12 protein-coding genes are annotated in these 13577 nt (G+C 47.2%); 3 read left to right on the forward strand and 9 right to left on the reverse strand.

The features are described 5' to 3' along the window. Window positions 1-5 precede the first annotated feature (5 nt). From ACTNCK_RS04390 to ACTNCK_RS04410, 5 genes are read right to left on the reverse strand one after another with little or no spacing between them, the layout of a single operon-like run. Entirely contained in the window at window positions 6-824 is an 819-nt protein-coding gene (locus ACTNCK_RS04390) for an ABC transporter permease (protein WP_441081186.1), read from the reverse strand. Window positions 825-838: 14 nt separating this feature from the next. Next, window positions 839-1783, reverse strand: a complete 945-nt coding sequence (locus ACTNCK_RS04395) for an ABC transporter permease (protein WP_441081187.1) — start codon at window positions 1781-1783, stop codon at window positions 839-841. Further along, window positions 1783-2910, reverse strand: a complete 1128-nt coding sequence (locus tag ACTNCK_RS04400) for an ABC transporter ATP-binding protein (RefSeq protein WP_441081188.1) — start codon at window positions 2908-2910, stop codon at window positions 1783-1785. The genes ACTNCK_RS04395 and ACTNCK_RS04400 overlap by 1 nt, the downstream gene beginning before the upstream one ends. 18 nt (window positions 2911-2928) lie before the next feature. Further along, the gene (locus ACTNCK_RS04405; protein WP_441081190.1) at window positions 2929-3270 is read right to left on the reverse strand and encodes a P-II family nitrogen regulator; all 342 of its coding nucleotides are present in this window, start codon (window positions 3268-3270) and stop codon (window positions 2929-2931) included. Between the two features lie 12 nt (window positions 3271-3282). Continuing rightward, window positions 3283-4467: a tyramine oxidase subunit B gene (locus ACTNCK_RS04410; protein WP_441081191.1), complete on the reverse strand. Its 1185-nt coding sequence runs from the start codon at window positions 4465-4467 to the stop codon at window positions 3283-3285. A 359-nt stretch (window positions 4468-4826) separates the two neighbouring features. On the opposite strand from ACTNCK_RS04410, the gene ACTNCK_RS04415 reads away from it, so the two are divergent. From ACTNCK_RS04415 to ACTNCK_RS04425, 3 genes are read left to right on the forward strand one after another with little or no spacing between them, the layout of a single operon-like run. Beyond that, window positions 4827-5930, forward strand: coding sequence for an ABC transporter substrate-binding protein (locus tag ACTNCK_RS04415; protein WP_441081192.1), 1104 nt, complete (start codon window positions 4827-4829; stop codon window positions 5928-5930). Between the two features lie 9 nt (window positions 5931-5939). After that, window positions 5940-7094 (forward strand): tyramine oxidase subunit B, encoded by a 1155-nt coding sequence (locus ACTNCK_RS04420; RefSeq protein ID WP_441081193.1) that lies wholly within the window; start codon window positions 5940-5942, stop codon window positions 7092-7094. A gap of 18 nt (window positions 7095-7112) precedes the next feature. Next, complete coding sequence (locus tag ACTNCK_RS04425; RefSeq protein ID WP_441081194.1) at window positions 7113-8282, forward strand: iron-containing alcohol dehydrogenase; 1170 nt, start codon at window positions 7113-7115, stop codon at window positions 8280-8282. Window positions 8283-8556: 274 nt separating this feature from the next. Here ACTNCK_RS04425 and ACTNCK_RS04430 read toward each other — a convergent pair whose 3' ends face one another. The 4 genes from ACTNCK_RS04430 to ACTNCK_RS04445 form a co-directional block, all read right to left on the reverse strand. Further along, window positions 8557-9690, reverse strand: a complete 1134-nt coding sequence (locus ACTNCK_RS04430) for a tyramine oxidase subunit B (protein WP_441081195.1) — start codon at window positions 9688-9690, stop codon at window positions 8557-8559. 72 nt (window positions 9691-9762) lie between these two features. Beyond that, complete coding sequence (locus tag ACTNCK_RS04435) at window positions 9763-11193, reverse strand: APC family permease (RefSeq protein WP_441081196.1); 1431 nt, start codon at window positions 11191-11193, stop codon at window positions 9763-9765. A gap of 148 nt (window positions 11194-11341) precedes the next feature. Next, window positions 11342-12148, reverse strand: coding sequence for a helix-turn-helix domain-containing protein (locus tag ACTNCK_RS04440; protein ID WP_441081197.1), 807 nt, complete (start codon window positions 12146-12148; stop codon window positions 11342-11344). A 759-nt stretch (window positions 12149-12907) separates the two neighbouring features. Continuing rightward, on the reverse strand, window positions 12908-13456 hold the full coding sequence (locus tag ACTNCK_RS04445) for a DUF5104 domain-containing protein (RefSeq protein ID WP_441081198.1): 549 nt from the start codon (window positions 13454-13456) through the stop codon (window positions 12908-12910). Between the last annotated feature and the right edge of the window lie 121 nt (window positions 13457-13577).

Below are 13577 nucleotides of genomic sequence, written 5' to 3' on the forward strand. Positions count from 1 at the left end.
TCCCTTTATGCCATTTTCTTCTTTTTCTTTCTGCCTGCTATATCAGATACCACGAAATATACGACTACCATAAGAAGCGCCGCAAGGAATACTATCGTGGTAAGCGCATTGATCTCCGGAGATATGCCCTTCTTTATCATTGAATATACCTTAATAGGAAGTGTCACGGTCTCGGCATCTGTCAGGAAGCTTGTGATGATAAGCTCGTCAAGGACCAGCGAGAAGCTCATGAAGGCTCCTGCTATTATACCAGGCATTATCTCCGGAAGAGTGATGTGGGTAAAGGTATAGAATCTGTCGGCTCCCAGATCCATGGAAGCCTCTTCTGTAGACGGATCCATACCTACAAGTCTGGCCTTTACAGTGATATAGACATATGGCAGGACCAGGGTCACATTACCTATGACTATAGTCGGCAGGCCAAGGCTGATCCCGGCTCCGTTAAACATCAGAAGCATTGCCACTGCAAGCACGATCTCAGGTATTACTATAGGAAAATATACTGAATTCGTGATAAGCTTCTTTCCCGGGAAATGGGCCTTTCTGAGGCCTACCGCTCCCATTGTCCCGATAATGGTACCGATCACTGTCACCAGAAGAGCGATAAAGAGGGTCGTAAAGAATATATCCCAGAGATTGCCGTCAGAAAAAAGCTCCTTGTAATATTTCAATGTAAAGCCCTGCCAGGTCACGTTTGCCCGGCTGTTATTGAAGCTGAACCTTATCATTACAGCGACAGGAGCATAGAGCAGGATAAGCACTATAATAAGGTAGACCCGTCCTGCGATCCTAAGCCCCCTTCCCTTTGTCTTTTCCTTTTGCATAGTCCTTCTCCTTTCTATGATGCGAGGTCATCCAGGTCTCCGCCAAGCTTCGTATAGATAAGTACCATCAGAAGGATGACAAGCGAGAGGACTACAGAAAGCGCCGCACCGAATGGCCAGTTCCTCGATATGGTAAACTGTCTGTAGATAAGGTTGCCTACCAGCATACTGGTGCCGCCGCCCAGCATATCGGTTACCATATAGTATCCTATACATGGAATAAAGGTAAGGATCACCCCGGCAAAGATCCCGGGAGATGTAAGAGGAAGTGTTACCTTAAAAAAGGTGACAGCCGGATTTGCTCCCAGATCCTTTGACGCCTCTATAAGAGATGGATCGAGCTTCTCGATCGAGGAATACATGGGAAGCACTGCAAATGGCAGAAACATATAGACCATTCCTATGGTCACCGAGAAATTGTTGTAAAGAAGCTGCAGAGGCTTTTTTATTATCCCTATATTCATAAGGAAAGAATTTATCGTTCCTGAATTGTTTAGCATTATTACAAAGCTATAAAGAATAACCAGCCCCGATACCCAGAGAGGGAGCATCAGAAGTATAGTGATGATACCCGTCGTCCTTTTTTTTAGCCTGCTCATGACCATTGCAAGAGGATAGCCCAGAAGCACCGTAAGAAGGGTAGTCCAGAGAGCTATGATAAGCGACTCCTTTACCACGTTGAAATAGACTGGCTTCAGGATATCCGTATAGTTTGCAAATGTGAACTTATAGACGATCTTTCCCAGAAGTCCCTTTGTCATGAAGCTCATGACAAAAAGCATGACTACCGGGATCAGGATAAAGAGCACCGACCATATGGTCATAGGGCCACACATGATGATATTGGCTATTGTAGCCCTTAACGACTGCTTTCTCTTATGACAGGTCTTTTTGCCCTCTGCTGTTCTTTCAACTGCGCCGCCTGCATCCACAGCGACCTTTACACCCGTATCACTCATCAGATCACCTCCTTGAGATGTGCGGCTGTATCGAGCTCGATCTCGCTCTTCTCAGGAATAACCACAGCATCCTTTAAATCCCAGCTCAGATAGACATGGCTTCCAGGCTCAGGCAGATCTGCCGCATTTATGCTGTTGATCTTTATCTCGTTGCCGTTGTTCAGCACAGCTATCTCCTTGATCAGATTGCCAACGAAGATCTTGTCCTTTACCAGAGCCTGGACACAGAAACCATCCGGCCTTTCTGTTGAGACCCTCATATGCTCAGGTCTTACGCAGACTGAAACCGGATCATTTACCTTTATGCTTCCTGCGCTCACCTGTCCTGAAAGTCCCTCTACCATGCCCACCTCAGTACCAATGCTTAGGACTCCATTATTTTCTGCCCTTATTATACCGTCAAAGAGATCCGACTCTCCGATGAAGTTTGCTACAAATCTGGTACGCGGCTTCAGATAGATCTCCTTGGGAGAAGCGATCTGCTCTATCACTCCGGCGCTCATTACAGCTATCCTGTCACTCATGGTAAGGGCCTCCTCCTGATCATGGGTGACATAGACAAAGGTGATCTCAAGCTTCCTCTGAAGCCTTTTAAGCTCTATCTGCATCTGCTTCCTGAGCTTCATATCGAGAGCTCCGAGTGGCTCATCGAGAAGCAGGACCTTTGGCCTGTTGATAAGCGCTCTTGCTATTGCCACACGCTGCTTCTGGCCTCCTGACATCTGCGTGATCCGCCTCTTCTCAAAGCCCTCCAGCTGGACAAGGCTAAGCATCTTTTCGACCCTTTCCTTTATCTCTGCCTTAGGGACCTTCTTTACCCTGAGCCCGTAGGCTATATTGTCAAAAACATTCATATTAGGGAAAAGCGCATAGTTCTGGAAAACCGTATTTACCGATCTCTCGTATGGCTCCTTTTTCTCTACGTTTTCTCCCTCCACCTTAACGAGGCCCTCGCTCGGAAGCTCGAAGCCCGATATCATGCGAAGAGTTGTGGTCTTTCCACAGCCTGAGGGGCCGAGGAGGGTTAAGAACTCTCCTTCCTCTATATTCAGATTACAGTTCTTTACCACATGGTTGGAGCCGTACCATTTTTCCACATTTGTCATAGAAACTATTGGCTGTGCCATAATATCACCTCCGGTCAGTTAGTTTATCGCATCAAGACCACGCTCGCTGGTCCTTATCCTCATCGCATCCTCGATATCGGTGATAAAGACCTTTCCGTCTCCTGTCTTTCCGGTACCTATGATGGTAGCGATATCAGCCAGGATCCCGTCACATTTATCATCCTCTACCACTGTAAAGATAAGGATCTTTGGCAGGAGGTTTATATCCTCTCCCGAGAAATGCATCTCATCTATATATCCTCTCTGCTTTCCTGAACCCATTACCGACAGAACTGTAAGTCCCTCGCAGTCATGTGTCAGCAGGATGTTCTTTATCCCGCCAAGCTTCTCCGGTCTTGTGATGATCTCGATCTTCTTCATTTGTATACCTCCTTAGAAATTCATCGGTGCATCCCAGAGCTTTAATGGGTGACCGATCAGGTTTTCCTTTGCGTTCTTATAGCATTCATATCCCCAGGCCACGTCTTCAACAGGCATTCCCTCAATAGAGACAAGTATTATCTGGTCATCGCTCTCGCGCGCCTTCCTCTTGCCGCGGACTATCTGTCCCAGCTCCGATATATCGTCTCTTCTCATCAGGCCATCACGGACCATATAGATGAAATCCTCTCCCATACAGCCGGTGTGCTTTCTCCTGCCCTCGCTGTCGTAGCCCTCCTTGTCCTCATCGGCGTAATTTTCATACATACCGATGTTATCTACTACCTTCCTGAATGGAAGGATAGATTCATAATCCATGTTAAATGTGGATGTAGAGATGATAGTGGCTCCTGGCTTTATCCAGTCTGCCTTGTATTCCGGCCACTCTCCCTCCTTGCACGAGACCGCTTCTGTAACTATATCCGAGCCTCTTATCGCCTCCTCAAGTGTAGCTGCTACACTGACCTTTTTCACCCAGGGAAAATTCGTCTTGATGAAGTCACATGCCTCAAGGGCTGTCGCACTATCAGGAGTCGATCCCTTGATCTTTATCTCCTCTATGGTCCTGATCTTTGACAGGATAGCCATGACCGAGGACTTGCCTATAGGTCCTGCTCCTATAAGGGCAAGCACCCTGGAATCCTTTCTGGCCAGAAGCTTGGCCGCGAGTCCTGGCATGGCTCCTGTCCTTATCGAGCTAAGGAGGTTTGCCGACATATAGGCTAGCGGGGCTCCTGTCTCGACGTCGTTAAGCATCATCATGAGTATCGACCTCGGAAGACCATGCTGCCTGTTCCTCCCATTCGAGCCATACCACTTGCAGCCCGCCAGATGAAACCTTCCTCCTATATATGCCGGCATGGCTATGAATCTGCGGTCAGCCGCGTTATTAAGCGGAAAGCCCGGTATATCGGAATGCTTGGGAAAGTAAAGCATCATTCCGTGCTGGTCATGATCAGGTCCTCCCATGATAGCGTCTCCGTCCTCTAAGAGTCCCACGACCTCCTCCATAACATCAACTGCTTTTCCAGCATCAAGTACACCGGCCTCCACCATATCGTCCTCAGAGAGCCAGAGTATCCTGATCCTCTTATTCGTTTCCTTGTGAGTCAGTTGACTTCTGATATCGAGTGCCATCTTTTCTTCCTTTCATAAAAAATCGGAGTGCTGCGAGAAGCAGCACTCCTTTGTGCAAGGTATGATATGAAAACTAAAAAGGCCGCCCCGTTTCCGGGACGACCTCTTTGTCTTTTCGATCAATACGTGGCCATCATATCCCTTATGGCAGACATTGTCAAGCAAAAATTTCCGATTTGGCAATATTGCAAGATTTTTCCGGAATGTTCGACGTATTTTTTGTACACTAAAAGCCCTTGACAGACCTTGTCTGCAAGTGATAACATTGCAGTCAAAACTGATTCTGGAACACGCAAAGGAGCGCCTGCACATGCAGCGCTTCTTTTTTTGTTCCCCGATAAGAAACGGAGGTAACGCCAATGAAGAACAGACTAAAAAAAATATGTGCAGCATCACTTGCAGCTATCATGGCTATAGGGTTGATGAGCGGCTGCGGCAGCCAGACATCAGCTTCCGGCAAAGCAAAAGCTTCCTCCGGGAAATCGCTTAACGTCATTGTCTGGGAGGGCACCTGGTCCGAGGATATGTTTAAGGACTTCACAAAGGAGACCGGTATCGATGTAAATATAAGCTACATCTCAAACACTGACGAGCTTCTTACTAAGCTTATAAACGGCAGCGCGACCTATGATGTGATGGATCTGGAGGGCGCCTATGTAAAGACCTTCGTAAAGAACGGCCTGCTCGAAAAGATCGATGACGACAAGGTTCCTAACCAGTCCAACATCATCGACGAATACATGAAAGAGGGGCCTATTGGTGATGAAAAACTGACCTATACGGTTCCTGATATGGCTCCTAACTACACGACCGTTGTCTACAACAAGAAGACCTGTCCTGTAAAGATAAAGAGCCTTAAGGATCTCACTAACCCTAAACTAAATGGTCGCGTCGCTCTTGTTGACTCGACTATCTCGCTTTACGGCGCGGCTCTGCAGTGTCTCGGATACAAGGCTGACTCCACAAACGAGAAGGAGATCAAGGAGGCCAATGATCTCCTGATGAAGATCAAGGAAAACACCAAGGCCTTCGTCGGTGAGACCGCTGTTCCCCAGCTCGAGGACGGCGAAGTCGACGCAGCACTCTGCTGGGACTACCCTACTCTCTGCGGAGATTCTGAAAAGAACTGGGACAAGTTCGGATATGTAAGCCTTGACGGCGGTGTTGAGAGATGGGCTCAGTACTGGGCTGTTTCTAAGAGCTCAAAGAATAAGGAAAATGCCGAGAAGCTGATAAACTTCATCTTAAAGCCCGAGGAATACTCCAAGAGCCTGAACGAATATGCTGTCCCGCCTCTTGAGAAGCAGGATAAGATTGCCTCGTATCTGCCGAAGAACTACTATGACAGCCCGGCAATGACTCAGATGACAAAGGATCTCTTTGATAATTCCTGGGAGGCCACGGTTTCTGAGAAACAGATCGATATAATGGATGACTATTATACTCAGCTGAAAGGAGAATAAAATGATAGCATGGATAATACTGAAATAAGCTTTTTATACCTGAATGAAAATGATATGATACAGGCAGGGGTGCTGGACGCCCCCGCCTGCATTTCGACTACAGAGGAAGTCCTTGCCCTTCTCTCTGACGGTGACGTCCTTATGGGAGGTAAGAATCACAGGGAGCACGGGATACAGCTTATCTTCCCAAGAGAAAGCCCTATTCCCGGCTTCCCCTTAGAGGACAGCCCCGACAGGAGATTCATGTCCATGCCGGGCTATCTCGGTGGCCGTTTCCACATAGCAGGAGAGAAATACTACGGGAGCAACGGCAGGAACGTGCCTAAGGGGCTGCCCAGGTCGATCCTTATGTTCACCTTAAATGATGTCGAGACCGGAGCCCCTATAGCCTATATGTCTGCCAACCTTCTGTCCGCTATGCGTACCGGCGCGGTTCCGGCTGTGATGGCTAAATATACGGCCAGAAAAGATATCCATACCATAAGCTTTCTTGGTACCGGCGAGATCAACCGGGCCATCCTCAAATGCTTCATGGCTATATATGATAATGTGACTACGATAAAGCTCCGCGGAAGCAGTGCCAGGTCAAAGAGTGCCCTTTCAATGAAAAAGTTTGTCGAGGACAACTATCCGGATGTCAGGGAGGTCATCATATGCGAGACCCTTGAGCAGGCCTGTCGTGACACTGATCTGATTAGCGAGGCGGTCTCTACGATCAACAGGCAGTGGCCTCTGGTGGATCCGGCCTGGCTTGCCCCCGGAACTACTATCATTTCATCCGGGACCATGGATCTTACTGACCATGACTTCATTGCTGACCATATGAAAAAGGTCGTCGACAACAAGGGCATGTACGATGACTATGTGAAGGTCTATCAGGAATACGATGCCAATGGCAACAAGCTCTCGACCGGTACTCCGGGTATCTTCTTCTCGGAGATGATCTCTAAGGGCCGCATCAGGGATTCGGATGTCACCGAGATCGGTAATATCATAAGAGGCCGCGCCCCTGGCCGGACCAATGATGATGATATTTATCTGATCAGCGCCGGCGGTATGCCGATACTTGACATTGGCTGGGGATATGAATGCTACAGACGTGCTAAGGATAAGGGGATAGGTACCTGGCTTAAGCTCTGGGATTCCCCTTATATGGGTGTTTAAGAAAGGAAAATTTTATCTATGGAGAATTTTACACACTGCATCCCTACCGAATACCATTTCGGTAAGGGTGCAATTGACTGTCTCGGAGACTGTCTGGCCAGATACGGCTCCCGGGTACTTCTTGTCTATGGAGGCGGCTCTATAAAGCGCACTGGTCTCTATGACACTATCATTGGTATCTGCAATGACAAAGCTTTAACTGTAACTGAGCTTTCCGGCGTTGAGCCAAACCCTCAGATCGCTACCGTGCGTAAGGGAATTGCTCTCTGCCATTCCGAGTCCATCGATGTGATCCTCTCAGTCGGAGGCGGAAGTACCATTGACTGCTGCAAGGCCATTGCTGCCGGATATTACTACAAGGGTGATCCGTGGGATATGGCCCTTGCCGGCGGCTGCCAGGACAGATCACTTCCTCTGGTGGATGTAATGACCCTTGCGGCGACTGGCTCTGAATTCGATGCCGACGCCGTGATCTCCAATTCCATGACCTCACAGAAGCTTGACGGCACCTATCGCTGTCCTGATGTATCGATATGTGATCCGACCTATACCTTTTCTGTCCCTGCCTCCCAGACTGCCGCAGGAAGCGCCGATATAATGAGCCATATCTGCGAGCAGTATTTCTCCAGGGTCTTCGACAGCGACCTATCAGAAGCCATCGGTGAAGGTATCCTCAGATCAGTTATAAAGAACCTTCCCAAGGCCTTATCTGATCCATCGGACTACAGCGCCCGGGCCAACCTGATGTGGGACAGCTCGATCGCCTGCTCCGGTATCCCTGCATACGGCAAGATCCCTACTCTCTGGCCTTGTCATGCAATGGAGCACGAGCTCTCCGGTTTCTACAACATCACTCACGGCGTCGGCCTGGCTATTCTTACCCCACGCTGGATGAGATTCGTCCTGAAGAAGGACACTTCAGTCACTCCACGTTTCGTAAAATTTGCCCGCAATGTCTGGGGGCTTGATGGCGATGACGACGAGGCTCTGGCAAGAGAGGGTATCGAAGCCCTCGAAGATTTCTTCTCCTCTGTAAACCTTCCTTCAACGCTTACAGAGCTTGGCATAGGAGACGAGCACTTCCTCGACATGGCAAACGACCTGAAGGAGGTCACAGGAGGTCTTGAAAACGACTACGTTCCTCTTACGATCGACGACATAGTAGCCATCTACACCGCATGCCTGTAAGGCATAATACGGCCATCTGTACCGCCTGCATATAAGCCATCATTCAGCCATCTGCAACGCCTGCCTGTAAGGCATCATATTACTGTTGTCTGGGGCAACCACATGTAAGGCCCGTAAAGCATAATATAGTCGCTATCTGCGGCGACCACATGTCAGGCTTGTAAAGCATATAAGAAACCGGAAGATCAATAGATCCTCCGGTTTTTTTATATAATAAACAGCATCCATGCTTACTAAATCCTGAACCCTAACCCCCCTAGCCCCTAACCCCTACCTATGCCAACGTCGGACTATCCCAGAGCTTCAGCTTCACCCCTATTCCCTGTTCCAGAGCCTTGCGGTAACATATACTGCCCCATGCCACATCCTCTACCGGCATTCCTCCTACCGAATAAACGATTATATCGTCATCGCTCTCGCGTCCCGGAGCCTGTCCCAGAAGGATAGCACCCATATCGCTTATAGCTTCTCTCTTTAGCTTTCCGTCATGGATCATATCTGTGAATTTACTTCCTACTATATTTACCTTACCGAATGTAGGGTAAGGATATTCCTCCGCCCATGCATCGTAAAGCTTGATATTGTCTACGACCAGCCTGCACCTCTTAGCCAGGAAGTCGCTGTCGAAGTTCACAGCAGACGGAGCTACGATCATTGCTCCCGGCTTTACCCAGGAACCGTCTACAAACGGATAGGTGGCCGGGTCTTCCCCTGATGTGGATGCGAACGACATCACATCCGTATCCCTTACCATTTCCTCTACTGTATCGCATACAGTGATGGTAGTAAACTGTGGATAATGCTCCTTTACATAGCTTACAAAGTCATCTATACCTTTTTTACTTCTTCCCTTGATCTTTACCGTATCAAGCGCCGGACAGGTGGCTACGAAGGATGCGAGAGCCGTACGTCCCATGACTCCGGGGCCGCAGATACCGCAGACCCTTGAGTCCTTCTTCGCCATGTATCTGGTCCCTACTCCAGGTATAGCACCTGTCCTGTAGGCACTTACCAGGTTTCCGCTCATCAGGCACTTAGGAGCTCCGGTATTCTTATCATTCAGCATGATCATAAGGATAGATCTGGGAAGACCCTCCTCCTTGTTTGCCATATTGGATCCGTACCACTTGCAGCCTGCTATATCAAACGGCGCCCCGATATAGGCCGGCATGGCCATGAATCTCCTGTCATCTCCTGTATCAAGCGGCATCTCAGGGAATGGTGAGCTCTCAGGAAACTTGACCATTGAACCGTGAGAATTGTGATTTTCACCAGCCATAACGAAGTCTCCCTTTGTCAGGTCCTTTAGCACATCCTCCATTGCATCGATGCAGGCACTCATATCCTCTACACCGACCTTTTTCATATCCTCCTCATCAAGATATAAGAAATCTACTTTGCTTGTCATATAGCTTCCTCCATTTTCCATAAAAATACAGTTTTTATAATATGACCGTTTCAGCCCTTCCTGAAGTCACTATCAACCTGCGCTTACAGGTCTGCGAAGGCCTATCCTTTCCTCTTCTTCCTCGTAGCTTAATGCCTTTCTGTTTACCTCATCCATATCCATGGCCGCGAAAGGCTTTACCTTCATCACGAATCTGATCCAGATCGAGCAGTAGGTGACAAGGACTACAAACAGTACTCCGCAGAGCTCATAGATCCTGATACGGTCTGCTCCCGTACTGATATTTGCTATCATATAGACATTTCCTATGATGCCTATGATCTGCGGGATTCCCTTCATTGTGAATCTCCTTGAACGGTCAGGATACTTCTTTCTAAGGATCAGTACCGATATATGTACCAGGCAGTAGGTAAAGAGCCAGAAGCATGATCCTGAGAGAATAAGGAAGGTTACTGCTTGCGCTTTTCCCATTCCCGATACCACAAGGATCCCGACTGCGACTGACATGAATATCAGTCCCACATAAGCTGCATTGTTCTTATTGGTCCTTGAGAAAACCTTCGGAACCATACCTGCCTCTGACATTCCCTGCATGATCTTCGAAAGCGATGCATAGCCTGTATTCACTGTTGAAATACCTGCAAGGATAGTAACTATTCCCATCCATACCTTTCCAGGCATTCCTAGAAGATTTATCGCAAATGTGATATGCGGCGTGCTCTGCGGATCATTGGCAAGTCCCTTGAGCGATACATAGTTTGTCATTCCGCATCCCAGGAAGGCCTGAACAATTAAGAGAAGCACAAGTGCTACTATCATTGAAAGAAGGACGTCCCTCTTCGGGTTCTTCAGGTTCTTCGCCTGAGGGATTATGAACTCGACTCCGATGAAGAGCCAGAAGGCAAGTGCCATACTGTTCATTATCCCCTTCATTCCACCTATCTGAGAGAAGGTCGGTGCAGATGCAGAGTAATCTACCAGGTGGGCAGGATTACCAAGCTTGAAGAAGCTTATTATGCCAAGCAGGATCATTGAGCCTACCAGAAGCACTACTACTATATCCTGTACCTTTGCGAACAGATCGACTCCCTTTATATTTACAAACAGGAAAACGACCAGAAGGATCATCGATATGATCCTGTTATCTATCTGCGGGAAGAAAAGCTGCTTGATCACTGTCCCGCAGAGTGTGATCTCTGCTGTAAGCGAAAGGATCTGTGTGATCACATAAGCGCTCAAGTTTCCCATCATCGAGGCCATCGGTCCCATTCCTGCCAGCAGGTACTGTCCTGTTCCTCCGTCAACATCCGGCATCAGCTGATTCAGCTCTGCAAATGAAAGTCCGACAAATGAATTCAGGATCACGACGAGGAAAAGCGGTATTATGAACCATCGTCCTATCGATCCCATTCCTGTTCCAAGAGACACGAGGCAGCTTGTCGCCACGATAAGTCCTACGTTTATCGCAACTGCACTGAATAATCCAAGTTTCTTCTGCTGCATAGTCTATCCTCCTTCCAGTCAGGATACCAAAAAACGGAGCTCCTTTATAAGGAACTCCGTTGTCCGTATCTGCTTTGTTCTTTGTTTCGACAGTGGATAGTATAACCTCTTGTATTATACAAGAATTGTAAAAAAACGAACCTTTTGACTACATTATCCTTATCCGTGACTGATAGTCAGACTGCCTTATCAGCTTTCTGTATTCAGCCGGTGTAACCCCTGTATTCTTCTTGAAGACCCGGACAAATGCACTCTGGTCATAGTATCCGTAATCTGTTGCCACATTACAGATATTCTGATCCGGATGCTTGTCTATATAGTCAAGAGCTCCCTGAAAGCGCAGGATACCCGAATACTTCTTCGGCGAAAGCCCCATCTCCGTCTTGAAGACCTTTTCTATATATCTGGCCGAATATCCGGTCTCATTCACGACATCCTCGATCGTTACTATCCCTCCTTTATTTGAAATGCTCTTCAGGACCGAGCTTACTATCTGCTCCTTACAGTTCAGACTGTTCTCCTCCCCGGCCATTCTCTGCCTGTAATAATCCAGAAAAAAGTTGCATCTCTCATTGAAATCCGAAAGCTCACTTATCTGCTCAGCCAGAAAGCTGTCATTGCAGCATGATGTGAGATCGACCTGCAGATAGTTGTACTCCTTGAAATTCCCGTTCAATATCACTGGCTTCACCCCGGGAAGAAAGCGCATCCCGAAGAAGATGTTTCCTGCCTTCATCCAGGTTGATCCACGCTCGAATACCGTCCCTGCCGCTATTGCATTTCCATGATCGAGATCAAAGACCAGATCCACACAGTCATCAGGTACCGAGGGAAGCAGGGTCTCTGACAGACTCGTGATCCGAAACTCATAGAAATGGGCTAAACCCATCGTATTCACTATTCTCTTCTTGTAAAAGTCACTGCTAAGTGTCCAGTCCGGCTGAATCGAATACATTTATCTCACCACAACAAAAAACGGAACCCCCGTTAGGGAGCTCCGTTGCTCTTCTTATGTGTTTTGAGTTTATTATAGTATTGTGGTGGGTATTAGTCAATGGGAGGAGAGGGGAGGTGAGAGGTGAGAGGTGTGAGGTGTGAGGTGAGAGCTGTGAGGGGTGAGTGGTTAGGGGCCGAAAGCACAGAGACAAGAACGAGCGTAAGCGAAGTTCGAGTCTTGTGCGAGGCCGCTGTCTGAGGCTGAAAGCATAGAGATGAAGACGAGCGATAGCGAAGTCTGAATCCTATGCGAGGTCGTTCTGTAAGATTAGCGAAAGCAAGCCGTAGGCGAAGCTTGAGCTTAGCGAGCAGAACTTCATTATTATCGAGAACGAGTCGAAGACGAAGTTCGAGCTTAACGAAGACAGCTTCCTTGTTAATGAGAGCGAGTCATAGGCGAGGCTCGAATTTAGCGAAAAGAACTTCCTTAGTATTGTCACAATCCTACTTTTTTCGGGCTTATTTTCAATGACAACAGATCGCAATATTTAAAAACTTTTATTTAGTAATCACCAGCATCTGGGTCAATATACAAATCCCCCACCTCACAGATCATATCTGAAGTTTCATATGTGTTTGCTATCCTTTTATAAAGTCTTATACTAAATATGCCCTTCAAATACAGTTTCTTTTTATTGACCTCATTAAAAGAAATCAACAACTTGTATTGTGATGTTTTAGTATGGAGATATTCAATATCGTTCTGATACTACCTTTATTATTTAAAATCTCCCACAATTGTATAGAGTATTTTTTGTTCACTGCTTGATTCAGCCTCTGTATATACTTCAATTCCAAAAAGCCCCTTCGTGTCAGGTTGCTTCTTATTTATCGAAAAAACGCAGATAGCAACCATATATCTGGTTCCTCTTCTCGTCTCAACATTACGAAGTAACCAAGCATCATATTCTTCTTCTGTTACTCCTTCACTTACAGACTTTGACATAACTTCCTTAGGTGCTCTCTGCCATTTTACTATATCGGAGTCGAATGTATCGATCATCTCCGAAATCTGTTTTCTTATCCCCGGCTTTTTCTTCAGCTGCGGGCATAGCTTTCTGTATATCGGTTCCACATCCTTATCAATTATAGCATTCATAACTATCCCCTGGATATCGTTCTCACGTTTCTTCTTCTCGTATTCGTTTACCTTTCCCTTTATCGCACTGACATACTTCGAAACTCCACATGAGGTCACAGCTAGTGATAGCAGACTGATCATTACAACTACTCCAAGCCTTTTTATGCTTCTCTTATCTGAATTCATCCCAGTACACCCATATCGAATCATCTTCGTCATTTACTATATATTCTGAAGCTTTTGAATTATATATTGTAGCACCAAGCGACAACAGAAAATTCTTTTTCATATTACCAAGCTTAACTCG

This window comes from Candidatus Weimeria sp. HCP3S3_B5 (assembly GCF_052064335.1).
In the GTDB taxonomy this organism is placed as follows: Bacteria; Bacillota; Clostridia; order Lachnospirales; family Lachnospiraceae; genus Weimeria.